The organism is Amycolatopsis sp. lyj-90, from assembly GCF_046549035.1.
Taxonomy (GTDB): domain Bacteria; phylum Actinomycetota; class Actinomycetes; order Mycobacteriales; family Pseudonocardiaceae; genus Amycolatopsis.
This window is the reverse complement of the sequence record NZ_JAJPWP010000001.1, coordinates 286084-311745: the sequence shown is the minus strand read 5'-3', so window position 1 is coordinate 311745 and position 25662 is coordinate 286084. Positions and strand designations below refer to the sequence as shown.

Below are 25662 nucleotides of genomic sequence, written 5' to 3'. Positions count from 1 at the left end.
CGGTCGAAGACGGTATGGTCGGGTGAAAGCGACCGCGCCTGCGGCGGGAGAGCAAGTGCTGGACATCATCGGCCTGAGTGAAATCGACGTCGACGTCTACGATGCTTTCGCCGGCACCGGTTCGATGACCGTCGCCGAAATCCGGCAACGAACCGGAGTACCTCACCAGCGACTGCTTCGGGTTCTGCGCCTGCTGACCGGAAAAGGGTTGCTCACCAAGCTTCCCGGCCCGGCGGAGGCATATTCGGCGGTGCGGCCGGAGATCGCGCTGGAGGCGATGCTCCGGCAGAAGGAGCAGGAACTCGCGAGTGCGCGGCTGGTCGCCGACAGGCTGCGCGAGCGGTACCGGGCGACGTCCGGTCAACGCCCGGTCGATCTCATCGAGGTGATCCACGGGAACGCCCTCATCGCCGACCGGACCGATCAACTGCTGCGCTCGGCCGAGCAGGAGGTCGCCTTCGTCGACAAACCGCCTTACGCGCGGACGCCGAGTGTGCTGCATCCCGCCGAACGTGATCTCCTCGGCCGGGGTGTGCGGTTTCGCGGGGTCTACGAGCGCAGCGCGCTGGAACTGCACGACCTGTCATCCGACCTCGAGGCGGGCCTCGCCCTCGGTGAGGAGGCCCGCGTGGTCACCTCCGCCCCGCTGAAGATGATCGTGATCGACCGGCGGATCGGCCTGGTGCCGCTGCGTTCCGATCTCCCCGAAGTCGACACGGCACTGGTGATCCATCCGTGCGCCCTGCTCGACGCGCTCAGCGCCGTCTTCACCTTCCTTTGGCAGAAAGGACTTCCGCTGTACCTGCCCGGCTCGGCCGAGCAGGCGGACGTCGCGCCTTCCGACGACGCCCGCCTGCTCGCCTTGCTCACCACCGGGCTGCCCGACCGGAGCATCGCCAAACAGCTCGGCATGAGCTACCGGACCTTCCAGCGACGCCTCCGCGACCTCATGACCGCGCTCGGCGCGACCACCCGGTTCCAGGCCGGGCTTCAGGTCGCCACCCGGGGTTGGGTCACCCTGCCCGTGACCCGGCCCCCGCGTGAGGAGGACGTCACCGAAGGCGCGGATTCACCTTCGCCACGTCCGTGAGCGCGTAGGCCCGTTGGACCGTCTGCGTCACGGTGTTTCCGGAGGCGTCCCGTGCGTCCGCACGCAGCCAGACGGCCCCGTCGGTCGCCGCGAGTTGCGGGTGCGTCACCGTCACCGACCACAGCCCGGTCCCGTTCGGCCGGGCGGCCGCCGCCGTCCAGGTCCGCCCGCCGTCCGTCGACGCCGAGACCCGCAGCTGCGTCACCGGCCCGCCGCCCCGTGCGCCGCTGTGCGATCCGGCGAACACGTCGAAGGTGAACGGGCGCCCCGCCGGTGCCCGGCCGCCGAGGTCCAGCGGCAGCCGGTGGTCCAGCTGGATGAGCGGCTGGAAGGAACACGCGCTGCCCGATTCATAGCAGTTGAATCCGAGCGGTGACGCGGCGGTGGAGCGCGCCGAAGCGAACGTCCACGACGTGTCGGTCCGCGGCGCGTTCTGGAACAGCACTCCGCTCGGGGCACCGACCTGGGCCTGGCCGGGCATCACGTCGGTCACGTCCAGCCGGTACGTGGCGGGAACGGGCGCGAGCCGGAACACCGGGACGAGCGCGAGCGGGTCGTCCACATTGGAGCGTGGGATCTCGGTCCCGTCCCGGTACAACCGCACCGTGGTCGTCGCGAAGTACCGCGCGTTCTCGTACGGATTCGTGTAGTGCCCGCTCGAACCGGCACCGGACGAGCCGTCCATCCACTGCACCGCGGGGACGAACAGGTCGGGGTCCGTGCCGCCGCGGCACAGCGAGCACAGCGCCGCCCAGCCGGTGGCCGTCGCCGGGTAGCGAGCCGGATGGTCGGACGGCAGTTCGACCGACCCGCTGTGCATCGGTGCGCGGAACCAGTACTCGTCCGGCCTCGACCGCTCGCCCGCGCGGTAGATGTTCTGCGCGTTCATGCTCAGCGCCGCGCGACGGCCCGCGGTGTCGGTGCCGGACAGCGTGACCACCCGTTTCCAGACCAGCCGATCGTTCACCGGGCCGGTGTACTCGGTCCACGTGCCCGGCACAGGGATCTTGGTGCCCTGCACCGCCTGCGTCTTCCACAGGCCGGTCGGGAAGGCGTACCAGTTCTTCTGCCCGGTCAGCCCCGGCTTTTCGGCCTGGTAGCCGGTCTTCGTGGCGACCAGCGACTTCGGGTCGACACGCCGGACGAGATCCTTCGGCACCCCGTTGGCGTCGAGGTAGCTGAGGTTGTACATCGCGTCCGGGGCCGCGCGCACCAGCAACCGCACCGAAACCGCACCCGCGGCACGCAGCGCCTCTCCTTCGTCCCAGCCGAGGGACAAGGTCGGCACCACCGCACTGCTGAGCCCCGGAACACTCAGCGAACCCGGTGAACCGGCGTACGGGATCATCGCCGCCCCGCCCGCGGCGGCCACCGCGCGTGCCGCGTTCGCGATGCCGGTGGAGACGCCGCCCACCGGATCCGGCGACCCGGGTTGGACCGGGATCCGCACCAGGACCGCCTTTCCGCGGACGTCCAGACCGGCGAGATCACTTCCGACACCCGCGCCGCCGAACACGACCGGCAGCGTGTGTTCACCGGGCGACTTCGCCGTCAACGTCGGCACGTCGTACGCGGGATTCAACGCGAGCGAGCCACCGATGACCCGCATCTCGACCGCGGTCTGGGACAGCGTCGCGCTGTCCTGCAGCGAAATCGCGCCCGCCGAGGTGGCCGCCGCGGGGGTCACGCGCACGTCCCAGCCCGAGCCCGCGGTCAGCCCGGCTTCGCCGACGAAGCCGTTCACTCCCGCTCCGCCGGGGATCACGCGCCGCAGCATCACCGTGCGGTCCCGCAGGTCGGTGGGGGTGGGCGTGACCAGCCCCGCCGGGACGGCGCTCGCCGCGTTCAGCGTGATCTCGGCCGGGGCCGTGACCGAGACCTGGGTCGCGCTCATCGCCGACCAGCGACGCACCGCCAGCCCGCGCTCCATCACCCAGCCGAGAGCCGAATAGCGCCCGGCGGGCACGAGTACCCGGCCGACCCCGTCGACCAAGCCGATCTGCTGGCTGACCTGGTCGAGGAACGGGTCGTTGCGGTTACCCGCACCGGCCGCGTCGTCGATCAGCTGGGCTGACGCGACCTGGGCCGGACCACCCGCCGAGTCCCGCACCCGGATCGTCACCGGGAACAACTCGGCCGCGTTGTAGGTGCTCACGGCCGTCCGGACGGAGTTGGTCCCGTCCGCGGTCGTGGCCACCACGGCGCCGCCGTAGACGCCCGCCACCCCTTCACGCGGGTCCACGGCGAGGTCGACGGTGGTGCTGGACTTCGGCGGGATCGACAGGTCCGTCTTCGCCAGCCGCATCCCGGTGACGGGCTTGGCGCCGCCGTCCCAGGGCTGCACGGTCAGCTTCAGGTTCAGTGCCAGCGGCCGGTCCCCGGTGTTGGTGTAGGACAGCTGCCGGACGACCTGCGCCGCGCTGTTCGCCGCCCGCTCGTTACGGCCGAAGCTCGCGACCGCGGTACCGGTCGCCTTCTGCGAGACGGCCCGCGCGACGTCGAGGAGTCCGGCTCCCTGCTCGTACCACCGGAGGCCGACGTCCTTGGCCGTGGTGACGAGCGTGTTCTTCAGCTCCCGCCAGGTGATCCCCGGCTGCTGCTGCAGCAGGATCGCCGCGGCGCCCGCGACGTGCGGTGTCGCCATCGAAGTGCCCGACGCCGCGGTGTAGGAGTCGTCCACCGGCTCGCCCATCGCCGTGTCCCCGGCCCGGGCGGCGACGATCCCGACGCCCGGCGCGGTGATCTCCGGCTTGACCGCGGCGTCCCGCAGGCGCGGGCCGCGGCTGCTGAACCACGCGATCGCGTTGTCCCTGCCGACCGCCCCGACCGTGAGCGCGGAGGTCGCCGCCCCCGGCGTCGTGACCGTCCGGTCGCCCGGCCCGGAGTTCCCGGCCGCGACCACGAACAACGTGCCCGACTTCGCCGAAAGCGTGTCGATCTGTTCGCTCAACGGGTCGGCTCCATCGCTGACTCCGGCGCCGAGGCTGAGGTTCACGACCTTCGCGCCCTGCGCGACGGCCCAGTCGATCCCGGCCATGACCTGTGCGGTGTCACCCTCGCCGGAGGCGTCGAAAACCTTGGCCACCACCAGTTTCGCGTCCGGTGCGACGCCCTTGTACCGGCCGCCCGAGGCCGCGCCGGTGCCGGCGACGATCGACGCGCAGTGGGTGCCGTGGCCATGGCGGTCCACGACGTCGCCTTCTCCGCTGAAATCCGCCGAAGCGATCGTCTTGCCCGCCAGATCGGGATGTTTCTCGTCGATCCCGGTGTCCACCACCGCGACCGTGGTCCCCTTCCCGGTCCACCCGCCGCTCCACGCCGACGGCGCACCGACCTGGGCCGTGCTCCTGTCCAGCGCCACCCGGACCTTCCTGTCCAGCCGGACCTGCGAGATCCCTTGGTTCAGCACCGGTTTCCCGCCTGGGTCGAACGCGACGAGCGAACGCCAGAACTCGGCCGTCCCCGCCTTCTTGACCTGCACTCCCACCCCGTTGGCCGTGACGAGCGGAGTGGGCCGCCGGGTTTGCGGAAGCGCCTTCGCCTTCGCGTCCAAGGACCGCGCGGACAGACCCGATCGGTCGGCGTAACCCACGATGACCGGGATCGTGGAGCTCGCCGCGTCGTCACGCCGGTCTCCGACGAGCACGGTGACGTTGAACAGTTCCCGGCCGAGCAATCCCTTGCCGACGAACGGAAGCGCGTCCGACGGATACACCATCAGCCCGGCCGCCGTGGTCGTGATCTGGAACGCCGGGCTCGGCCGGTCCGGCCGTACCGCCGGTTCGACTTGAGCGGTCTCGTGCCCGCTGCCGTCTCGTTCGTAGGTCACCACGTCGCCGGTGAGCAACGTGACGCGATGGACGTCCGGCCGCCCGGCGGCGGGTGCGGGTCCGGACAGGGCAGCGGTCGCGGCGGTCGTGGTCACCGGTAGCGGGAAAAGGGCGACCAGTACGGAGGCCGCCAGAATCGCCGACGGGTGCCGTGGGCGTCTCGTCAAGTGACTCTCCTCGGATAGTGAGAAGCGGCCGTGGTCACGGCCGCCGCGAAGATGGAGTTTCCCGAGGATGAGGCAGGACTTCCTGGATGAAAATAACTCTCGGTGGCGGCATGTCGCCGTTGGCGAGATACCGCCATGGAAGAGCCCGGACCGCCGACGGCGGCCCGGGCCCGGTCCAGCGGGTCGGTTCTCCGGTCCTACAGACCCGGGGAACGCAGCTGCAGGGAGAAGTCCTGCCGGTTGTTGTCGGTGTCGGTGCTCAGGATGTTGCGGGTGTTCGCCGCGTCGAGCTGATCGGTGATGGTGCTCTCCGGAGTCGCCGCCTGGCCTTCACGCGGGGTCATCACCGAGTTGCTGAAGGCGACACCGTCGATCTTCGCTCCGGCCAGGTTCTGCACCGAGAGACCACCGAGGGTCGGGATGCCCTCGACGCTGGTCAGCGTGAACGGGATGACGTACGTCTGGTCGGCGATGGTGCCGGAGAAGTTCTGCCCGATCAGCACCGCGAACTGGCCGGCGTTGCCCTTCGGCTGCAGGATCGTGCCCGCGGGCAGGACGATCGTGTCGACCACGACGTTCGACGGCGAGTAGATGCGGACGACGTGGCCGCTCACGTCCTGCTGCTGGCTCGAGACGTTGCGCAGCTCGACGTACTCGTCGAGCAGACCGTTCACGCCGCGGGTCGAAACCTCGTTGATGACCACGGAAGACGAGACCAGCGGCGCGGCCTCGGTTTCGTGGCCTTCACCGGCCGCATTCGCGACACCGCCCGCCGTCCCCATCGCCAGCATCGCCAGTACCGCCGAAACGCCCAGAATTCGTCGCACGAGAAATTCCTTTCAGCTTGATTGCCGGGGTTTTGTTCGCCGGACCGGAATCCTTTCGACCGGTGGCGACCAGATAAGTATCCGAGAACCGGGACGCCGCCGGGAAGTGGCCAGTTTCGCGGTACTTTCCCATCAGTCGATAAAGGTCCATCGCTCCCCTGGCGCGTCTTTCCGCCGCCGTCTTCTCGCGACCGCGGCGGCGACCTCGAGCTCCCGGCAAGACGTGTCCAGCACGTCGCCGAGCCACTGCCGCCAGTACGGCCCGGGAATACGTTTTCCCCTTTCCCAGCGGGAAATCTCCACTCGGGTGACGCTGTCGTTGCCGGAGTGGGTATGCAACTTCGCGACCAGGTCACCCTGGGACCAGCCTCTCGCGATTCGCTGTTCGGTGAGCAGTTCGGACAGCGGGGTCACGTCCCCGCCTTCGCCGTTCGCGGCCACGACCGCACCTTTCTGGTACAGGCACACGGATTCCAAAACGGACTGACAACCGGCTCTCAGCCGAGCGGTGGCACACAGCCGAAGTCGGCCTTGTTGTTGTCGGTGTCGCGGCTGACGGCGTCCCTTGCCTGGGCGAGGCCGGGACAGCCGGCGGCGGCCTGGTTCTCGCGGCAGGGTGACGACGGCGCCCATCCGACGCTGTCGACCCGGGTTCCGCGCCGGTCCACCAGCATCTCGCCGTCCCCGACGATCGCCTCGACGACCAGGTGCTGCACGGTCCCGCCGAAGCCCTGTCCGGTGATGAGGAAGTGGTCACCGGCGGGGATCTCGCTCCCGGCGGGCAGGGTGGCCAGTTCGAGGGGCACGGCTCCGCCCGTGCACGCCCGAACGGCCCAGCCACCGATGTCGAGGGTGGTGGCGCCGGTGTTGCGCAGGTCGATGTAGCCAGCCGGGCCGCCGAGCACCTCATGGATCTTGACCGACGAAGACCGGACCACGTCCGGAGCGGGGATTCCGGCGAGTGCGAGGATCAGGAACAGAAAACCTGACTTCGTCATGCCTGCAACGCTAGGAAAACGATCTCGGCGGCACAGGATACGGCGGGTACCGAACCTGGTCCGGTCTCGGTACTTCCGGTACGCCGCCCACCCGACCGGCCTAGGGCGTGTACCCGGCCAGCCGGTCCGCGGCGAACGGCTCACCCTCGTGCGAGGTCGTTTCCAGCCGGGGCAACGGGTTGCCGCCCGGCCGGAACCGCAGTGCCCGGAACAGGTCACGCCTGCTGCCGAAGCCCAGCTTCTGCAGGATCCGGCTGACGTAGTTCTTCACCGTCTGCGTCGCGAGGTGCAGTTCTTCGGCGATCTCGTCGTTGGACCACCGGTAGAGGATCAGCGCGAGGATCTCCTCCTCCCGCCTGGTCATCGCGCTCGCGTACCGCACGGCTTCGCCGACCACCGGCGGGGATCCGCCCGCCTGCAGGCACACCCGCTGCCCGGCGAGCGTGGAGCGCACCGCCGACATCACCTGGCCGCCGTTGGCCGACTTGTGCACGAAGCTGTCCGCGCCCGCGTTCAGCGCCGTGGCGATGGCCGAGGGCGAGGCGTCACCGGCGAAGACCAGGACGGTCACGCGCTCGAAATGTTCCTTGACGAAACGGCAGATCGCGGTCCCGGCGGGCTCACCCCAGATCGACAGTTCGGTGATGACCATGTCCGGATGACGTTTTTCGCACTGCCACAACGCTTCCGGCTCGCTCGCGGCCTCGGCCACCGCCCCCACCCCCGCCGAATCCCGCAACAGCCTGCTGAGCGCGTATCTGATGAGGGGCTGATCGTCTACTACGAGCGTGGTGACGCGGTTCATGGTTCCCCTTGGGGTGCTTGACGGTTGCCCAGGACGACCCGGGCCGTGCGGTCGGTCCGGGCCGGGCGGCGCCCGCATTCGCCGAGAACAGGTTCGCTCGCTCGGGCGATCCGTCAAACCGACCGCCGCGGCGACGTCGGTACTCATTTCCGCCGAATCCTCTTTCGTCGCGGTCCGGCATGGATCTTCCCGCTTCTCCTCGCGGGTGAGGACCCGCAATCGGGTGACAAGGAAGAAAAGTCGCGTACGAGGTGGCCGGATTTGGGCCGGACGGCGGAACAGGGATACGGTCAAGGTTCCTTGAGGGATTGGTTCTCGTCGTTGAAAAATCCGGCGTGCGCGGAAAGTCGTGTTATCGGACCCGCTTCCGTTAATACGCGCGTTCACCGAAGTGCGGTTCCGCCGCTTCCAGCCGCGGTACCGAGATGCCCAACCGTCGTGCTTCGGCCAGGGTGTCCCGGCAGACCTCACGAGGCTCCTCGGCGTCGGGGTCGGAGTGCGCCGTGAGACTCACGCGCGCCGCCGCGACATGAGCGGTCAGCCAGGCGAGAGCGGAAGCCGTCAGCCAGGTGGGCGCCCGGAACGGCAGCAAACCCACCCGGTGACGTCGCAGGTCGATGCCGCGCGCCTCGAGGAGCGGCAGCAACTCGCGGCCGGTCAGCAACCCCGCGCGCAGGTCGCCCGCCGACCCGGCCAGCTCGGACAGGGAACCTCGCCGCAAGCCCTGCGAGAGCAGGCCGGCATCCGACACGAAATGGACCCACAGCCAGCCGCGGAAGTCGGGCCGCTCCTTGATCCGGAGCCCGGCCTCGCGGAACGCCTGGCGCACGGCGCGCTCCCGGTCGGTCGGGGGCCTGCCGAAGGTCCCGAAGACGACCGACGGCAGCAGCAGCCCACGGAGCACGCCGTCCGCGTCGAAACCGCCACCGGCCTGGGGAAAGCCCCAGGCGATCCGGTCGAGGGGAAGTGGGGCGATCGCGTCCTGCGGCTCGGTCCAGATGTTGCCGAACACCAGCACCGTCGCCTTGCCGATGCGCGGCGCCAGGAAGGCCGACGCCTCCGCCAGGCGGTGGTGCGGCAGGCTGACCACGATCAGGTCGAAGTCGTGGTCCGGCTCCAGCGTCTCGTGGTAGCGCACCGGCCACTTCTCGGCGACGCGCCGCCCCCATACCCGGCGCCGCGTATCGAACAGGTCGAGGTCGATCGCGTCCCCGTACATCGAGGCACGGCCCGGCCGGACGTAGAACTCGACCTCGTGCCCGGCCCGTTCCAGAGCCCAGCCGTAAACGGTGGCGATCACGCCTCGCCCGAACATCAGGATCTTCACGCTGCACCTCGTGGAGTACGATCGATTTGGAGGTAATCTCCACTTATCGAAAATATGGAGGTCATCTCCATTTGTCAACGCGAGGTAGCGCATGACCGCACCCAAGCCGCTGCGAGCCGACGCCCGGCGCAAGCGCGAGGCCCTGCTCGCCAAGGCCAGAGAGATCTTCCAGGCCGGATGCTTCTTCGATCTGCGCTTCGATGACTTCGCTTGCCTGGCAGGCGTGGGCATTGGCACGCTTTACCGCCACTTCCCCACCAGGGAGGCACTGGCCGAGGCGGTCTACCACGGGGAAGTCGCCGCCCTGTGCGACCGCGCCCGCCTGCTCCAGGACACGCTGCCCGCGGCGGAGGCGTTGGCGACCTTCCTCCGCGACATGGTCGACCACATAGCCGCCCACGAGGGCCTGGCCCGGACACTGGCCACGCTCATGGCCGATCGCTCGGGTGCCCTCGCCGAGGGCAGCCGGGCACTGGAGCAGGCCGTCACCGACCTGGTGGCCGCCGCCGTGCGGGACGGCGCCATCCGCGACGACGTGGTTCCCGGCACGATCATGATGGCGCTGCACGGCATCGGCGCGGCTCATGACCGCCCCGATTGGCGGGACGAGACCGACGGTGTCATCACCCTCGTCCTGGACGGACTGCGGCCGCCGGCCGCCCGCGACTGAAGGATCCGGTCGGCCGCGGACGCGCTCTCGTGGACCTGGACTGTCCACACGGGACACTTCTGGACAGCTCGATGGTCGATTGATGCCCCCATGCGGCCCGGATCCCGAACGACGCCGGCCGCGGACGAGAAGCGGTAGCCTCGGAGTCACCGCTTGTTCACTCGTCGTGCTCACCGAGGGGGAACCGATGAATCACAAGCCCGCGCCGGTCGGACGGCGCGCTTTCCTCGCGGGCGCGGCCGCTCTCGGACTCGGTGCGTGTGGCCCCGGCACACAGGGCGGCGGAGGCGAGAGCGGGGCCACCAAGCCGGTGCGCCATCCGTACGGCGAGACCCAGGTGCCGATCAGCCCGCGGCGGGTGATCACCCTCGATCCGGGACAGGCCATGCAGGTCGCTGTCGAGCACGGTGTCCCACTGGTGGCGTCGGCGACGCTGGAGACCGATCAGCCGCTGCCCGGCTACCTGCCGCCGCCGAAGCAACCGTTCGAGCATCTCGGTTTCGGCCAGGTGGACGTCGAGCGGCTGGCGGGCTTCGGCCCCGACCTGATCGTCGGGCACACCACGATCCTGCGGGACAAGTATCCGGCGGTGTCCGGGCTGGCCGCCACGGTGGCTTACGCCAACACCGCGAACAAGGTCGAATGGCACGAGGCCTCGCTCACCGTCGCCGACATCTTCGGCGTCCGGCAGGCACAGCAACAACGGCTGGACGCCTACCGCGCGCGAGCGGGCGAATTCCGCACACGGCACGCGCGGCTGCTGGGCGGCCGGAAGATCGTGTTGCTGCGCTTCACCACCGAGGAACTGCGCATCATCACCGATTCGGTGATCTTCCCGTCCAGGATCCTCACCGACGCGGGCGTCACCCGCTCACCGTCCAGCGCACCCGGAAAGCCCACCGACACCTACACTTCCCTGTCGCCCGAACAGGTCGGCAGGCTCGCCGACGCCGACGCGATCATCCACTTCAGCGGCGGTGGCGCCAGCGAGGGCGGCCAGGTTTCGAGCACCTTCGCCAAGTACACCGAAGGAGACCTGTGGCGGAGACTGCCGGCCGTGCGGAACGGCAAGGTCTTCGAGGTCTCCAGGATCTCTTGGTGGGACGGCGGTTCGACGTCGGCGGCGAACGCGGTTCTCGACGACCTCGACCGCACCGTCGGCAAGCTCGCCTGAGGGCTCAGCGCAGCGATCCGCCGCGCCACCGGCGGCCCATCAGCACGGCCAGATAGCAGCCGCCGAGCGCACCGGTCGCCACCCCGACCGGGAGCTCGCTCACCGGGAACACCTTTTGGCCCACCAGGTCCGCGCCGATCAGCAGGACGGATCCGACCAGACCGGCGCCGAGCAGGCTGGGACCGGGCGTGCGCAGCAGGCGCCGGGCGACATGCGGCGCGGCCAAGGCCACGAACGCCACCGGTCCCGCAGCCGCAGTCGCCGCGCCCGCCAGACCGACGGCGATCGCGAACAGCGCCAGCCGGGTCGGCCCCACCGGTACGCCGAGCCCGATACTCGTTTCGTCGCCCAGTTCCAGCAGGCCGAGGCGGCGGGCGAACAGAGTCGCCGCCGGAACGAGCACGGCCACGGCGACGGTCACGATGGTCACGTGGTCCCACGTGCGGTTGAGCAACGAGCCGGTCAGCCACACCCCGGCGCGGAAGGCGTCGTCCAGTTCGGCGGTGATGAGCAGATACCGGTTCAGTGCGGAGAGCAGTGCGGCGATCCCGATGCCCACCAGCACCAGCCGGAGACCGGAAACCCCGGCACGGCGCGAAATCAGGTACACCACCGCCGCGGTCGCCAGTGCGCCGGCGAGCGAACTGAACGCGACCGCGAGGGCGTTCCCGCCGAGCAGCACGATCTGCAGGAGCGCACCGGTCGCCGCGCCACCGGAGAATCCCAGCACGTCCGGACTGGCGAGCGCGTTGCGCGCCAGGCTCTGCACGATCGCGCCGCTCACCCCGAGTGCCGCGCCCACCAGCAGCCCGGTGAGCACCCGCGGCAGGCGGACGGTCCAGAACACGTAGTCCGCGCCGGGTGGTCCCGGACGGCCCGCGAGCAGGCCCAGTACGTCCGGAACCGGGATGGGGAACTTGCCCACGGTGAGCGCGTAGCCGGTCAGGACGGCCAGCGCGACGGCGAGCGCGATGGTCACCGCGACCTCTCTCGGCCGGACCCGCAGGGACAGACCGGCCAGCCGAACCACCCGCACCCTGCTCACGCGGACCTTCCCCGCCGCACCAGCCACACGAAGAAAGGGGCCCCGATGACGGCCGTCATGATCGACACCCGGAGTTCGCCCGAGGGGAGGACGACCCGGCCGAGCACGTCCGCCAGCAGCACGAGTGCGCCACCGAACACCCCCGCGTACGGCAGCAGCCAGCGCTGATCCGGACCGGTCACCCTGACGGCCAGATGCGGTACGGCCAGCCCGACGAACGCGATCGGCCCGGCCGCCGCCGTGGCGATCCCGGACAACAACAGCACCGCGAGCCCGACCAGCACGCGCGTGCGCGCCACCCGGACCCCCAGCGCTCCGCCGAGTTCGTCGCCGAGGGCCAGCGCGTTCAGCCGGTGGCCGAGGGAAAGCGTCAGCATCACCCCGGCGGACAGGAAAGGCAGGAGCTGGACGACGACGGACATCCCCGGTCTGGCGACGTCGCCGACGATCCAGAACCGGTACTCGTCGAACGCCTTCGGGTTCAGGAACACGAGTCCCTCGGCGCAGGCCACGAGCGCGGCACCCACGGCGGTGCCCGCCAGCGCCAGCCGGACCGGAGCACCCGCCGTCGGGCCGCGGCCGGCGACGGCGTACACCAGCACCGTGCTCAGCGCCGCGCCCAGCAACGCGAACCAGACGTAGCCGCGGAAAGTCCCGATCCCGAATCCGACCAGTGCGACCAGCACACCCAGCGCCGCACCCGCGTTGATCCCGAGCACCCCGGGGTCGGCGATCGGATTCCGGGTCAGCGACTGCATCAGCGCCCCGGCGAGGCCGAGCGCGACCCCGACGCAGATTCCCAGCACCGTGCGCGGCATCCGCAGGTCGTGCACGATCACCGCGGCGTCGCTGCGGTCGTCGGCGAACAGCACCCGCAGCACCGGTCCGATCCCCACCGGTTCCGATCCCACGAGCAGGCTCAGTACCCCGGCCCCGGCCAGCAAGCCGAACGCCAGTACCAAACCGGTCGCGCACCGCACGTGGGCAGCGGCGGCCGTCCCGGTCGATACCGCCACCTGGCAACCCCGTTCGTCGTCGCGCAGAACCCGTTCGCGGCCACCTCGCCGCCCGGAATTTAGGTTAGGCTCGCCTTATCCTAACGGCACTGGAGGACAGATGACGGAAGCACTGCCGCCCGGCTCACACCTGCGACGGCTCGCCTTCGGGTTCATGACCACGTATACCGTCCGCGCGGCGCTCCAGCTGAAACTCGTCGACGCCTTCGACGACGCGCCGCGCACCGGTGCGGAAGTCGCGGCGGCGCTCGGTCTTCCCGCGGAAACGGTCACCCGGCTGTTGCGCGCGTTGACCGTGCTGGGGCTGTTCACCGAGCCGGAGACGGGCCGTTTCGCGGTGACCGGGGAAGGGCACCTGCTGGGACAAGGGCATCCGGGGGCGCAGTCCGCTCTGGTCGAGATGTTCACGGACCCGGTGATGACCCGCGGCTGGGAAGGGATGGCGGAGAGCGTCCGCACCGGGCGGCCCGCTTTCGACGACGTCTTCGGCAAGCCGTTCTTCGCGCACCTGGCGGAGGATCCCGCCAAGTCTGCGCTGTTCAACGCCTCGATGAGCGAAGGTTCGCGTGCGGTGGCCCGGATTCTCCCGCAGGCCTTCGACTTCGGCCGGTTCGCGAGCGTGACCGACGTGGGCGGCGGGGACGGCACGCTGCTGACGGAGATCCTGCAAGCCCACCCCTCGGTGCGTGGTGCGGTGTTCGACTCCGCCGAAGGTGGCGCCGCGGCCACCGGACGGTTCGAAGCGGCCGGTCTGGCTGACCGGACGTCGGTCCTGGCCGGGGACTTCTTCGCCGAGGTGCCCGACGGCAGCGACGTGTACCTGCTCAAGAGCATCATCCACGACTGGGACGACGACCGGTGCGCGACGATCCTGCGGCACTGCCGCGCGGTCATGCCGCCCGACGGCAGGCTGCTGCTCGTGGAACCGGTGCTGCCCGAGGTCGTCCGGCCGGGCACACCGCCGGGGCTGTACTTGAGCGATCTGAACATGCTGGTGAACGTGGGCGGCCGCGAACGGACGCGGACGGATTTCGAGAACCTGTGTTACCGGGCGAACCTCGAGGCAACGGACGCCCGTCCACTGGGAGACACCGGGTTTTGGCTCATCGAGGCGATTCCGGCGCCTTGAGCGCGACGTGCCGCCTCAGTGCGTTTCCGGTTCGGCGCCGATCCGGTACTGCACCGGGCGGCCGTCCGCGCCCCGCACCGGGACCGGTTTGCCGTCGGCGTCCACGATCTTGCCGTCGACGATCCTGTCGCCGTCCTCCAGCTGGGAGAAGGCTTTGAGGTCTGAGTAGTCGATCACGCGGGTCGCCGTCGCGAACACCGACGGGTCGGTGCCCGCCTTGCCCGGTTTCAGATGGTTGAACACCAGGTTCAGCACGACGGCCATCAGCGCGGCGGAACTGATGCCCGAATGGAAGATCGTGCCGACCCATGTCGGGAAGTGGTGGTAGAAGTCCGGCGCGGCGATCGGGATCATGCCGAAACCGATGGAGGCCGCGACGATGACCAGATTCAGGTTGCCGTTGTAGTCCACTTTGGACAACGTCTTGATCCCGGACGCCGCGACCGTGCCGAACAGCACGAGACCGGCGCCGCCGAGGACCGGGTACGGGATCGCCGCGACCACCCGGCCGAGTACCGGGAGCATCCCGAGCACCAGCAGGACCACTCCCCCGGCGGTCACCACGAACCTGCTCTTGACCCCGGTGATCGCGACGAGGCCGACGTTCTGCGCGAACGCGCTCTGGGTGAACCCGTTGAAGATCGGCGCGATCGCCGAGGACGCCATGTCGGCGCGCAGGCCGTCGCCGATCCGGCGCTTGCTGACCCGCGTCCCGACGATCTCCCCCACCGCGAGGATGTCGGCCGTGGTCTCGGTCAGGGTCACCAGCACGACGATGAACATCGACAAGATCGCGGCGACGTCGAAGGTCGGCACCCCGAAAGCGAACGGCGTCGGTACCGCGAAGATCGGGCCGTCCCCGACGTGGGAGAAATCGGCCTTGCCGAGCACGGCGGCCAGCACGGTGCCCACCACGATCGCCAGGAGGATCGAAAGCCGGGAGATCGCCGGGACGGCGACCTTGCTGAGCGCCAGCACGAACATCAGGGTCAGGGCGGCCAGGCCGATGTTGGAGACCGAGCCGAAGTCCGCGGCCTTGGTGTTGTTCCCCATCGCCCACTGCGCCGCGACCGGCATCAGGCTGAGCCCGATCACCGTGATCACCGTCCCGGTGACGACCGGCGGGAAGTACTTCACCAGCCGCGAGAACACCGGCGTGATGAGCAGGCCGAGCAGCGTGGACGCGATCACCGCCCCGAACACTGAGGGGAGCCCGCCGTCGGCCACGATCGCCGTCATCGTCGCCACGCCGGCGAAGGAAGTGCCCTGGACCAGCGGCAGCCGGGAGCCGAAGAAGGGCACGCCGAACGACTGCAGGATCGTCGCCAGCCCGCCGATGAACAGGCAGGACGCGACGAGCAGCCCGATTTCGGCGGGCGAAACGCCCGCGACACCGCCGATGATCAAGGGCGGCGCGATGATCCCGCCGTACATCGTCAGAACGTGCTGGATGCCGTACGTGAAGCTCTTGCCGATCCCCAGCCGTTCGTCCTCGGGCCTGACACCCTCTTCGGCCTGCGTCCTCTTCACCATGGATCCGCCTCTCGGCACCAGCGAGCGATTCCGGGAAATTTCAGTCTGCGGAGGTTAGCTTCCACATAGCAGAACTTGCAAGACCCGAAGTCGGAGTCGGCGTCGGTCGTGGAGTGAAGTGCCGGCCGTGTGATCAGAGACGGATTACGCCTTCGCTCACCGCGGGTTCAGCCACAACACCACCGCGAAGGCCGCACCAGCCTCCCGGGACGCGGCGAAGGACGCCTTCGTGATCAAGTGTCAAGACTCTTCACTTCTTCTCCTTGAGATCGGCCGCCCTCACGCCGACGAGAAGGACGATCACCGCGACCAGCACCATCCCGCTGCTGATCTGCAGCCCGAGGCCGAGACTCCCGGTCGCGGACTGGATGAACCCGAGCAGGGAAGGCGACGCGGCGGCCGCTAAGGAGCCCATCGAGGTCACGACGGCGATCCCGGTCGCGGCCGCGCGGTCCGAAAGATAGATCGACGGGATCGAGTAGAACACCGTCAGACCCGAGTAGTGCGCCGCCGCGAGGACGGCGAGCAGCACCACGACCGCGAAGACATTGCCGTGGAAAAGGGAAATCGCGAACATCGCCAGCGCCGCGACGATCCAGGCCGTGGCGGCGTGCCAGCGCCGCTCGAGGGTGCGGTCGGAATGCCGCCCGACGATCAGCATGGCGACGATCCCGGCCAGCGGCGGCACGGCGGAGAACAGGCCGAGGTCCAGCACATCGCCCACACCGGCGTCCGCGATGATCCTGGGCGCCCAGAAGGAAACCGCGTTCGCGAGGGTGTACGCGCCGCACGCGCACAGCCCGAGGATCCAGACCTTGGGGTCGCTCAGCGCCGCGCGGAGCCCGGCATGGGTCCGCGTGCCGCCCGCGCCTCCCTTGAGCCGCTGATCGGCGTCGAGGTCGGCGCGGACCGCGGCCTTCTGTGCCGGAGTGAGCCAGCGGACCTGTTCGGGCTCGTCGGCGAGCCAGAACAGCACGGCGAGGGCGAGCAGGATCGGCGGGATGCCTTCGACGAGGAATAACCATTGCCAGTCCGCGAGTCCCGCGACACCGCCGAGGCTGTGCATGATGCCGCCGGAGATCACCGAACCCACGATCCCGGAAACCGGCACCCCGATGAAGAAGATCGCGGTCATGCGGGTCCGGCGCGCCGACGGGAACCAGCGGGACAGATAGAACAGCGCCCCCGGGAAGAACCCCGCTTCGGCGACGCCGAGCAGGAACCTCGCCACGTAGAACGTGTACTCGTCCTGGACGAACATCGTCGCCACGGTCACGACGCCCCAGGAGGCCATGATGCGCACCAGGGACTTGCGCGCCCCGATCCGTGCCATCAGCGCGTTGCTCGGCACCTCGAAGAGGATGAACCCGACGAAGAACACCGTCACGCCGAGGCCGTAGACCGCGGGGCCGAAACCGAGATCGCGTTTGAGGCCTTCCTGCGCGATCCCGATGTTCGTCCGGTCGATGAAGCTGACGATGTAGCAGATCACGAGCAAGGGCATGATCCGCAGCGCGATCGCCCGGTAGGTGGCGGGACGGTCGACCGGCACGGCGGACTGTTCGGTGGCTGGACTGGGATCGGCCACGGTCTTCGACTCCCTTGTCGGCGGCGGGGACGACGCGAGCATGCGCGTCAGTGTTGATACTGTCAACACTTGGTGTCCGATGGGTAGGATGCCCGGCATGACCGAACGTCCGGACGGACACGAGCTCGTCCCGATCTCCCAGCTGCTGTCCTACCGACTCTCCCGCACGTCGGCCGCCTTGTCGCGCTCAGCGGCGCTGCGCTACCGCCGAGAGTTCGACGTGAGCCTCGGAGAATGGCGGGCGATCGCGCTCATCGCCGCGGATCCGACGCTCACGCTCAACCGGCTGGCCCGGCGGGCAGGCCTGGACAAAGCGCAGATGAGCAGGGTGGTGGCGAAGCTGGTCGAGCGCGGCTTGGTGAACCGCACGGCCGCTTCCGGCCGCACTTCCCGCCTGGCGCTGACCGAGGACGGGCTCACCGTGTACCGGGGTCTCATTGTCGCGGCGAACGAGCGCGACGCCGCCTTCCTCGGCATCCTGACCTCCACCGAAGCCGAGATCCTCGAACGCGCCCTGGACAAGCTCGCCGACGCCGCGCTCGTCATCGAACAGGAGGAGCGCGAGCGTGACACGAAACCCTAAGTGTTGACATTATCAACTCGTGGCGGGTAGTTCTGGAGTCACCGTAGGAGGTGACTCGATGACCGACGGGGTCACGATTTGTGAGTGCTTCGCCAGGGACGGGCTGCAGCACGAGCCCGCGTTCGTCCCCACCGCGACGAAGGTCGCCCTGCTGGAAGGTTTCGCCCGCGCGGGGTTCACCCGTATCGAAGCCACGAGCTACAGCCACCCGGAACGGGTCCCGGCGTTCGCCGACGCGAGCGAGGTGCTCGCCTCCCTCGGCCACCAGCCGGGCGTGGCGTTCAAAGCGACGTGCCCCAATCCCCGCGCGGTGACGCGTGCGCTGGAAGACCTGGATCGCGGCGCCGGGGCTCAAGAGCTCAGCCTGCTGGTCTCGGCCAGCGAGAGCCACACCGAACGGAACCTGCGCACCACCCGCGCCGCCCAGTGGGACCGGGTCGCGGAGATGATCCGCCTGGCGGACAAGCGTTTCCGCCTGATCGGCGTCGTGTCCGTCGCCTTCGGCTGCCCGTTCGAAGGCGCTGTCGACCCGGGCAGGGTCGCCGAGGACGTCGCCCGCTTCGCCGGCCTGGGCGCCGACGCGGTCACCTTGGGCGACACCACCGGGGTGGCCACGCCGAAGACCGTCACAGCCCTGTTCGAGCGACTCGGCCGGGCCCACCCCGGACTGCCGCTGATCGCGCACTTCCACAACTCGCGGGGCGCCGGCATCGCCAACGCGGTGGCCGCGCTGGACGCGGGCTGCCGCCACTTCGACAGCGCGATGGGCGGGGTCGGCGGCCACCCGGCGTCGATCGGCTACGGCGCCGGGCTGACCGGGAACGTCTGCACCGAAGACCTCGTCGACCTCTTCCACGCGATGGGTGTCCGAACCGGACTGGATCCCGGCGCGCTCGCCGAGTCGTCCGCCGCCTGCGAGAAAGCACTCGGCCGTCCGCTGCACAGCATGGTCGCGCGAGCCGGTTTCGCCCGCACACAAGGAGAAAGCCGACGATGATCCTGCTCACCGAGGACCACGACAGGGTCCGCGTCCTCACCCTCAACCGGCCGGACAAGCTCAACGCGCTCGACACCGCCCTCACCCGGGCGCTGCGGGACGCGCTCGACGACGCCGACCTCGACCCCGCCGTCCGCGCGGTGGTGCTCACCGGCAGCGGCCGCGGATTCTGTGCGGGCGCGGACCTTTCCGAGTTCTCCGCGCTCACTCCGGAGCAGCCCGACGCCGTACTGGAGCGAGCGGCGCTGACCGCCGGGCTCCAGACGCGGATGCAGCGGATGGGCACCCCGGTCGTCACCGCGGTCCGCGGCGCGGCGGTCGGCGGCGGAGCGGGTCTCGCGATCGGCGCCGACATGGTCGTCGCGGGCACCGACCTGCGCTTCGGCTATCCGGAACTGCGGCACTCCCTCGTCCCGGCCCTGGTGATGACCGGTCTGGTACGGCACCTGGGCCGCAAACTCGCCTTCGAGCTGATCAGCACCGGCAGGCTGCTCACGGCGGCCGAAGCGTTCGAACACGGCCTGGTCAACAGCGTCGTCGAGCCGGAGAACGTCCTCTCCGCCGCGCTGGAGATCGCCGCGGGCTGGGCGGCGGTGGAGCCGCGCGCCCTGAGCGCCGCCAAGGACCTGTTCTACCGGGTCGCCGACCTGCCGACCGACGCCGCCGTGCGCGCCGGCCAGGACGTGAACGCCCTGATGCGGGGGTTCCGCCGGTGACTCCGCCCCTCGAAGGCATCACCGTGCTCGACTTCTCCCGGGTGCTGGCCGCCCCGATGGCGACGCAGATCCTCGGCGAGCTGGGCGCGACGGTGATCAAGGTCGAACGGCCGGGCTCCGGCGACGAGACGCGGGGCTTCGAACCCCGGCTCCCCGCCGGGGAAAGTGCCTACTTCTTCGCCGTCAACCGGGGCAAACGTTCGGTGACCCTCGATCTGAAGGACACCCGCGGCCGCGACGCCGCCCGCCGCCTCGCCGCCCGTGCCGACGTCGTGGTGGAGAACTTCCTGCCCGGCACGATGGACCGGCTCGGTCTCGGCTACGAGGACCTGTCAGAGAGCAACCCCGGCCTGGTGTACGTGTCCGCCACCGGGTTCGGGCAGACCGGCCCGGACCGTGCCCGCAAGGGGTACGACACCGTCTTCCAGGCCCTGTCCGGAGTCATGGCGATGACCGGCGAACCGGACGGCCCGCCGGTCAAGACCGGGATCCCGGCGGCGGACCTGACCTCCGGGCTCTGGGTGGTCATCGCCGCGCTGACCGGGCTGGCGGGCCGGGGAGCCACCGGACGCGGCCGCCACCTGGACGTGTCGATGATGGACGTCCAGCTCAGCCTGCACGCGCTGAACGCCGCCCGGCTGTTCGCCCTCGACGAGGATCCGGCGCGGACCGGCAGTCAGCACCCCGGTCGCGTCCCGTCCGCCGCCTTCGAGGCCGCGGACGGCCGCTGGGTGCACATCAGCTGCAGCGACCAGCACTGGGAGCCGCTGTGCCGTGTGCTCCGCCTCGACGACCTGGAGTCCGACAGCGAACTCCGGCACAACGCCGGTCGTGTCGCCCACCGGGACCGGGTGATGACCGCGCTGCGCACGGCGATCGCGTGCCGCGAAAGCGGCAAGCTGGTCGAGGAACTGCGTGCGGCCGACGTGCCGGTGGGCGAGGTCCGGGGTGTCCGAGAGGCACTGGACGATCCGCACGCGCGGGCGCGCGGCGTCGTCGGCACCTTTGCGCATCCCACCGAGGGCGAGTTCCCCGCGATCCGCACTCCCCTGCGGGAAACCGGGGCACGGCCACATGACCTGGAGAGCCCGCCGTTGCTGGGCGCCGACACCGAAAGTGTGCTCGCGGAAGCGGGCTTCGGTTCGGCCGAGATCGCCGCCCTGCGCGGCGAAGGAGTGATCTGAGTGGACGAGCGGATCCTGCTCGACGTCACCGCCGGGATCGCCCGGCTGCGACTGGCCCGCCCGGCCGCGCGCAACGCCGTGGACCTGCCCCTGTGTCTTCAGCTGCGCGCGGCGTTCGACGAGATCGACGCCGACGAGTCGGTCCGCGTCGTCCTGCTGTCCGGGCAGGGTCCGGTCTTCTGCGCGGGCGCCGACCTCAAGGAGCGCACCGGCAAGGACGCGGCGTGGGTACGCCGCCGTCGCGTGGCCTCGTTCGCCGCCTACGCAGCGATCGCGGCCTGCCGCCGTCCGGTGATCGCGCTGGTGCACGGGGCCGTCGTCGGCTCGGGCGGCGAGATCGCTCTCGCCGCCGATTTCGCCATCGCCGCCGAGGGCACCACGTTCCGGTTCCCCGAGCCGCACTGGGGCACGATCGGTGCCACCCAACGGCTGCCGAGGGCGATCGGGCCGCGTCGGGCGAAGGAGCTGCTGTTCACCAATCGCCCCGTGGGCGCGGAGGAGGCCCGCGATCTCGGGCTCGTCGTCCGCGTCGTCCCGCAGGCGGAGCTGGCCGGGGCCGGGGACGAGACGGCGCGGTCCATCGCCAAGGCCCCGCCGGGATCCATCGCGCTGACCAAACGCGCGGTGGATCTCGGCGGTGAGACCGACCTCGACCGCGGCATCCGCATTGAAATGGCCGCGATCGAGCAGAATCTGCAGACTGGCGACTGGCGTGACGGCATCGATCGCTTCTCGGCCACCGCGACCGCCAAGGAGGCAGAGTGATGGACCTGCGTACCGTCTGCCCGCTCACCGCGCACGAGGCGCTGGAGCGCGCCGCGCTGACCGCGCCGGACGTCGAGGCCGTCGTCACCGCCGAATCCCGCGTCACCTACGGCGAGCTCGCCGGGAACGTCGCGCGGATCCGGTCCGCGCTCGCGGCACACGGCGTCGGACGGGGTGACCGTGTCGGCGTCTGCCTCGGCAACGGGCCCGACTGGGTCGCGTTGTTCGTCGCGATCGGCTCGCTCGGTGCCGTCGCCGTGCCCGTCAACACCCGGTGCACCGCCGACGAGGTGCGGTACATGCTGGCCAAGGCGAAGGTGTCCACGCTCTTCGTCGCGGACCGTGTGCTGCGCGTCGACTTCATCGCGATGCTTCGCGAGCTGGGCCTCGGGACCGACGGGCGCTGCGCCACGTTGCCCGATCTGACCTCCTTGGTCGTGCTGGGCACGGAGGTGCCGGAAGGGGTGACGTCCTGGAAGGCGTTCCTCGCCGCGGCCGACGGCGACACCCCGGCCACCGCGGAACCGGACGACGTGCTGCTCGTGCAGTACACCTCGGGCACGACATCCCGACCCAAAGGTGTCCTGCTCACCCATCGGAGCATGTGCGCCAACGCGTACTTTTCGGGCGCCCGGCTCGGGTTCCGTCCCGCCGACCGTTTCCTCAGCGCCCGTCCCTTCTTCCACGTCGCCGGAAGCACGCTTTCGGTGCTCGCCAGCCTGCAGCACGCCGTCACCTTGGTGGCCATGGCCAAATTCGAGGCAGGAGAGGCCCTGCGCCTGCTGGAAGAGGAGCGCTGCACCCATTTCTCGGGCAACGACACCATCGCGATGATGTTGCTCAACCATCCGGACCGCGCGACGCGGGAACTCCACCTGCGCGGTGCCTGGGTCGCGGCGTCACCGACGGTGATCCGGCGGGTGATCGACGAGCTCGGTGCCCGTGAATGCGTCGCGGGATACGGCCTGTCCGAGGCTTCGCCGAACGTCGCGCAGTCCTGCTGGTGGGAGCCCGAGGAGATCCGGGCTTCCGGCGCGATGGCCGTCGAACCCGGGGTGGAGGTCCGCATCCGCGCGCTCGACGGGGACCACGGCTGCGCGCCGGGCACCCCGGGCGCGATCCTCGTCCGCGGCTGGAACGTCATGCGGGGTTACCTCGACGATCCCGGGCAGACCGCCGCCGCGATCGACGCCGGCGGCTGGCTGTCCACCGGGGACGTCGGGCTGCTCGACCTGTCCGGCAGGCTCCATTTCTCCGGGCGCACCAAGGACATCATCCGTGTCGGGGGTGAGAACGTCGCCCCGGCCGACGTCGAGGACGTCCTGCACCGGCATGCCGCGGTCCGGCAGGCCGCGGTGGTCGGGGTGCCTCACGAGCGGCTGATCGAGGTCCCGTTCGCGTTCGTCGTGCTCCGCGAACCCGACGCGGTCACCGAGGAGGAACTCTTGCGCTGGGCGAAGGCGAACATGGCGGGTTTCAAGGTGCCGCACCATCTTCGGATCGTCGACGGCTTCGAGGGGATCGGCATGACCGCGAGTTCGAAGGTGCGGAAGAACCAGCTCGCGGAGCACGCCCGCACCCTGCTCGGGCCCGTCCGATGAGGCGGATCCGCACCCCGGTCACCGAACTGCTGGACATCGCGCTGCCGATCGTGCAGGCGGGGATGTCGTGGGCCTCGTCGTGCTCGGCCCTGCCGCTCGCGGTGAGCGACGCCGGCGGGCTCGGGGTGGTCGCCGCGGGACCGATGCGGCTGCCCGACCTGGCCCGAACCCTCGACGAAGTGGCCGACGGCACCGAGTCGCCGTGGGCGGTGAACCTGCCGCTCTACCGGGCGGGCGCCGAGGAAGTGATCGAGTTGCTGCTCACGCGCCGCCCGCCGGTGCTGATCGCCTCGCAGGGCGGTCCGCGGCGCTATCTAGAGCGCTTCCACGACGTCGGGACGACCTGCCTGCACGTGGTCGCCGGAACCGAGCACGCGAAGAAGGCCGTCGACGCCGGTGTCGACGGGCTCGTTGTGGTCGGCGCCGAAGCCGGAGGACATCCGCCGCCCGGCCTCGTCACGACGCTGGTCCTCACCCGCGCTGTCGCCACCGCTGTCCCGGACACGCCGATCGTCGCGTCCGGGGGCCTGGCCGACGGCGCCGGCCTCGCCGCGATGCTCGCGCTCGGGGCGGGCGCCGCCCAGTTCGGCACCCGGTTCCTCGCCAGCACCGAAGCCACCGTCCACCCGGACTACAAGGCCGCCGTGGTCGCCGCCGGGATCGACTCGACCCGCACGGTCGGCCGGGACCTCGGCCTGATCCGCGCGCTGGCCAACGACTTCACCGACCGGATGACCGGACTCGAGGACTCCGCGGCCGACGTCGAACGGCGACGTGCGGTGTTCACCGCCTCGACCCTGCGAGACGCCGCGCTCGACGGCGACCTGAGAAACGGCAAGGTCGAAGCGGGTCAATCGGCCGGGCTGGTGACCGAGGTGCTGCCCGCGGGCGAGATCGTGCGGCGGATCGTGGAGGAGTACGACGCGGCTGTCGCCCGGCTGCGCTAGTGGGTGGAGTGACTGTGTGGATTTTGGGCGTTGGATGACCCGAAATCCACTCATGTCGCCGAAAACGGCGACGTCTTAGCGTGGTCGCATGATCCAAAACTGTCGGTGACCGGTTGTAGGTTTCTTGGTGTGGACATTCACAAAGCCGCGCCCGTAGCGCTACTCGAAAAGACGACCGACCCGAGAGTTCTGGAGGACATCCATACCTCGTTGAAGTTCTTGGATGACAGGGATTCTGTGGCTATGGCAGTCGCGGCGTCGGAGGGCATCGCACGGTTGGAAGCGATCCGGTTCCGGGCCCTGGCACAGCTGTCGCGGTATCGTGAGGGTGCGCGAAGTGTCGTGCAGGAGGTCGCGTTCGCGTTGTCTCTTGTGGACAGTCATGCGGGTGCGATGGTCGCTGCCGCCGACGCGTTGACCACCCGCCTCCCCTGCACCCTGACTTTGATGAACCAGGGGAAAGTGAGTGGTTTCGGGGCGATGAAGGTCGCCGCCGCCACCGCGTGGCTGTCCGACGAAGACGCCCTCGCCGCCGACGCCCTGCTGGAAGAACGCTTGCCGGGAAAGAACTCCGAGCAGATCCGGCGGGCGGCGAGCCACGCCGCGGCCACGGTCGACCGGGAGGGCGCCGACAAGCGTGCCAAGCACCACCGCGACGGCCGCCGGTTGGCGATGCGGCAGGGCGAGACCGGAGTGGCGTCGATCGAGGTCGAGGACGGCCCCGTCGAAAAGGTCACCGCCGCCTACACCCGAATCGACCGGGAAGCACGCGCGCTGAAAACCGGGGGTGAGACACGCACCCTGGACCAATTGCGCGCCGACGTCGCACTCGACCTCCTCCTTGGCGGCCAGGGCGGGGTCAGTGAACGCACCGAAGTCTTCCTCTACGTGGATCTGTTCACCTACCTCGGCCTCAACGACGACCCCGCGGAACTCGCCGGACACGGCCGCCTTCCGGCCACGCCGGCCCGGCACATCGCGACCGGACCGAACACCGTCCTGCGCCGCATAATCACCGACCCACTGTCCGGGCAGGTGCTGGATCTGGGCCGGGACCGGTACCGACCCACTGCGGGCCTCGATGAATACGTCCGGGTCCGGGACCGTGAATGCCGAAGACCCGGCTGCCACCTGCCCGCGCAGGCCTGCGATCTCGACCATGCAGTGCCCTGGCAACACGGCGGCCACACCGACGCCGCCGACCTGGTCAGCTTCTGCCGCCGCGACCACCGGTTGAAAGACGAACCCGGCTGGAGCTACCACCTCGCCCCCGACGGCACCCTGACCGTCACCACCCCGACCGGACAGACCTACGACAGCACACCCCCGCCTCTTCACGAACCCCGCGAGCGAACACCCCTCGCCGACGAACCACCACCACCGTTCTGAACCCCACTACCGGACAACGGCTACCGGTTCTGTCGTACGAGCCAGGCCGGGATTCGGGCAACGCCACCATCCACCCCGTTGCCGGAAATCGGCCACGCGTTCTTCGTGGTCACGCGCGGTTGTCGATCGTCCCACCGGCGGCACCGTTGTCGTCGGATCGGCGAGGTGCGGTCGGTTCTCCGTCACCGCTCTTGCCCTATTGCCGAAAGTCGGCTATGCGTTCTTCCGCGACGCTTGCGGACCCAGTGCCTCCGGCTACGCGGCCGTCGGTCGTCCACCAG

At 69.9% G+C, this 25662-nt stretch carries 22 protein-coding genes; 12 read left to right on the top strand and 10 right to left on the bottom strand.

The window, feature by feature from the left end; all coding sequences use genetic code 11:
- Window positions 1–55 precede the first annotated feature (55 nt).
- Window positions 56–1090, top strand: a complete 1035-nt coding sequence (locus tag ACLJPX_RS01390; protein WP_410598325.1) for a helix-turn-helix domain-containing protein — start codon at window positions 56–58, stop codon at window positions 1088–1090.
- Here the strand turns inward: ACLJPX_RS01390 and ACLJPX_RS01385 are convergent.
- The 6 genes from ACLJPX_RS01385 to ACLJPX_RS01360 form a co-directional block, all read right to left on the bottom strand.
- Window positions 1053–5087 carry a S8 family peptidase gene (locus tag ACLJPX_RS01385; protein WP_410598324.1) on the bottom strand — a complete coding sequence of 1345 codons (4035 nt, stop codon included), beginning with the start codon at window positions 5085–5087 and terminating at the stop codon, window positions 1053–1055. The two genes, ACLJPX_RS01390 and ACLJPX_RS01385, sit on opposite strands and share 38 nt — an antisense overlap.
- Before the next feature lie 197 nt (window positions 5088–5284).
- Window positions 5285–5914 carry a lamin tail domain-containing protein gene (locus ACLJPX_RS01380; protein WP_233224176.1) on the bottom strand — a complete coding sequence of 210 codons (630 nt, stop codon included), beginning with the start codon at window positions 5912–5914 and terminating at the stop codon, window positions 5285–5287.
- Window positions 5915–6046: 132 nt separating this feature from the next.
- Window positions 6047–6355, bottom strand: a complete 309-nt coding sequence (locus ACLJPX_RS01375) for a helix-turn-helix domain-containing protein (protein ID WP_410598323.1) — start codon at window positions 6353–6355, stop codon at window positions 6047–6049.
- A 56-nt stretch (window positions 6356–6411) separates the two neighbouring features.
- Entirely contained in the window at window positions 6412–6912 is a 501-nt protein-coding gene (locus ACLJPX_RS01370) for a lamin tail domain-containing protein (protein ID WP_410598322.1), read from the bottom strand.
- Between the two features lie 100 nt (window positions 6913–7012).
- Window positions 7013–7717, bottom strand: coding sequence for a response regulator transcription factor (locus ACLJPX_RS01365; RefSeq protein WP_410598321.1), 705 nt, complete (start codon window positions 7715–7717; stop codon window positions 7013–7015).
- 370 nt (window positions 7718–8087) lie between these two features.
- On the bottom strand, window positions 8088–9044 hold the full coding sequence (locus ACLJPX_RS01360; protein ID WP_410598320.1) for a ketopantoate reductase family protein: 957 nt from the start codon (window positions 9042–9044) through the stop codon (window positions 8088–8090).
- A 91-nt stretch (window positions 9045–9135) separates the two neighbouring features.
- On the opposite strand from ACLJPX_RS01360, the gene ACLJPX_RS01355 reads away from it, so the two are divergent.
- Together ACLJPX_RS01355 and ACLJPX_RS01350 are read left to right on the top strand one after the other, a co-directional pair.
- Window positions 9136–9714 carry a TetR/AcrR family transcriptional regulator gene (locus ACLJPX_RS01355; protein ID WP_410598319.1) on the top strand — a complete coding sequence of 193 codons (579 nt, stop codon included), beginning with the start codon at window positions 9136–9138 and terminating at the stop codon, window positions 9712–9714.
- A 187-nt stretch (window positions 9715–9901) separates the two neighbouring features.
- Window positions 9902–10888 (top strand): ABC transporter substrate-binding protein, encoded by a 987-nt coding sequence (locus ACLJPX_RS01350; protein WP_410598318.1) that lies wholly within the window; start codon window positions 9902–9904, stop codon window positions 10886–10888.
- A 4-nt stretch (window positions 10889–10892) separates the two neighbouring features.
- Here the strand turns inward: ACLJPX_RS01350 and ACLJPX_RS01345 are convergent, their stop codons facing one another.
- Both ACLJPX_RS01345 and ACLJPX_RS01340 read right to left on the bottom strand, forming a co-directional pair.
- Complete coding sequence (locus tag ACLJPX_RS01345; RefSeq protein WP_233224177.1) at window positions 10893–11933, bottom strand: FecCD family ABC transporter permease; 1041 nt, start codon at window positions 11931–11933, stop codon at window positions 10893–10895.
- Window positions 11930–12949, bottom strand: coding sequence for a FecCD family ABC transporter permease (locus tag ACLJPX_RS01340; protein ID WP_410598317.1), 1020 nt, complete (start codon window positions 12947–12949; stop codon window positions 11930–11932). The genes ACLJPX_RS01345 and ACLJPX_RS01340 overlap by 4 nt, the downstream gene beginning before the upstream one ends.
- Window positions 12950–13049: 100 nt before the next feature.
- Here ACLJPX_RS01340 and ACLJPX_RS01335 point away from each other — a divergent pair, with 100 nt between their 5' ends.
- Window positions 13050–14078: a methyltransferase gene (locus tag ACLJPX_RS01335; RefSeq protein ID WP_410598316.1), complete on the top strand. Its 1029-nt coding sequence runs from the start codon at window positions 13050–13052 to the stop codon at window positions 14076–14078.
- A gap of 15 nt (window positions 14079–14093) precedes the next feature.
- Here ACLJPX_RS01335 and ACLJPX_RS01330 read toward each other — a convergent pair whose 3' ends face one another.
- On the bottom strand, window positions 14094–15611 hold the full coding sequence (locus tag ACLJPX_RS01330; RefSeq protein ID WP_410598315.1) for a nucleobase:cation symporter-2 family protein: 1518 nt from the start codon (window positions 15609–15611) through the stop codon (window positions 14094–14096).
- 250 nt (window positions 15612–15861) lie between these two features.
- Entirely contained in the window at window positions 15862–17199 is a 1338-nt protein-coding gene (locus ACLJPX_RS01325) for an MFS transporter (RefSeq protein WP_410599074.1), read from the bottom strand.
- Between the two features lie 97 nt (window positions 17200–17296).
- Between ACLJPX_RS01325 and ACLJPX_RS01320 the strand changes: the two genes are divergently transcribed.
- From ACLJPX_RS01320 to ACLJPX_RS01285, 8 genes are all read left to right on the top strand, one after another.
- Window positions 17297–17782 carry a MarR family winged helix-turn-helix transcriptional regulator gene (locus tag ACLJPX_RS01320; protein ID WP_364029171.1) on the top strand — a complete coding sequence of 162 codons (486 nt, stop codon included), beginning with the start codon at window positions 17297–17299 and terminating at the stop codon, window positions 17780–17782.
- Between the two features lie 58 nt (window positions 17783–17840).
- Window positions 17841–18779, top strand: coding sequence for a hydroxymethylglutaryl-CoA lyase (locus tag ACLJPX_RS01315; RefSeq protein WP_410598314.1), 939 nt, complete (start codon window positions 17841–17843; stop codon window positions 18777–18779).
- Entirely contained in the window at window positions 18776–19495 is a 720-nt protein-coding gene (locus tag ACLJPX_RS01310; protein WP_410598313.1) for an enoyl-CoA hydratase/isomerase family protein, read from the top strand. Before ACLJPX_RS01315 ends, ACLJPX_RS01310 begins: the two co-directional genes overlap by 4 nt.
- Window positions 19492–20679, top strand: coding sequence for a CaiB/BaiF CoA transferase family protein (locus ACLJPX_RS01305; RefSeq protein ID WP_410598312.1), 1188 nt, complete (start codon window positions 19492–19494; stop codon window positions 20677–20679). The genes ACLJPX_RS01310 and ACLJPX_RS01305 overlap by 4 nt, the downstream gene beginning before the upstream one ends.
- Window positions 20680–21444 carry an enoyl-CoA hydratase/isomerase family protein gene (locus ACLJPX_RS01300; protein WP_410598311.1) on the top strand — a complete coding sequence of 255 codons (765 nt, stop codon included), beginning with the start codon at window positions 20680–20682 and terminating at the stop codon, window positions 21442–21444.
- A complete protein-coding gene (locus ACLJPX_RS01295) occupies window positions 21444–23045 on the top strand; it encodes an AMP-binding protein (RefSeq protein WP_410598310.1) in 1602 nt (533 codons plus the stop codon). Before ACLJPX_RS01300 ends, ACLJPX_RS01295 begins: the two co-directional genes overlap by 1 nt.
- Entirely contained in the window at window positions 23042–23992 is a 951-nt protein-coding gene (locus tag ACLJPX_RS01290; RefSeq protein ID WP_410598309.1) for an NAD(P)H-dependent flavin oxidoreductase, read from the top strand. The genes ACLJPX_RS01295 and ACLJPX_RS01290 overlap by 4 nt, the downstream gene beginning before the upstream one ends.
- Before the next feature lie 243 nt (window positions 23993–24235).
- Window positions 24236–25381, top strand: a complete 1146-nt coding sequence (locus tag ACLJPX_RS01285) for a DUF222 domain-containing protein (RefSeq protein WP_410599073.1) — start codon at window positions 24236–24238, stop codon at window positions 25379–25381.
- Window positions 25382–25662 lie beyond the last annotated feature (281 nt).